Annotated in this window: 1 protein-coding gene; it reads right to left on the bottom strand. The window is 61.9% G+C overall.

Annotated features, from left to right (window positions below; genetic code table 11):
- Nucleotides 1-156 (bottom strand): Flp family type IVb pilin (locus tag SB725_RS34240; RefSeq protein ID WP_410923833.1); only part of this gene is annotated, 156 nt, incomplete at its 3' end.
- Between the last annotated feature and the right edge of the window lie 75 nt (nucleotides 157-231).

The following is a 231-nucleotide window of genomic DNA, read 5'->3' on the forward strand; positions in this document are numbered from 1 at the left end:
CGAGTCGCCGATGCCTTCGAAGGCTTCCTTCATCTGCGGACCGAAGGCGGTCAGGCAGGTGATGATGGCGACGGCCATCAGGGCGGCGATCAGGCCGTATTCGATGGCGGTGGCGCCGGACTCGTCCTTGACGAAACGCGAAACGAACCTGGTCATGGTAATCCCTTTTTGATTTGATCTGCGAGCAACTGGCGGGGGGAGCCGGCAGCCCGCTTGACCCCCAAAACGCAG

Origin of the sequence: Pseudomonas sp. SIMBA_041 (assembly GCF_046535095.1) — a bacterium.
GTDB classification, from domain to species: domain Bacteria; phylum Pseudomonadota; class Gammaproteobacteria; order Pseudomonadales; family Pseudomonadaceae; genus Aquipseudomonas; species Aquipseudomonas mucoides.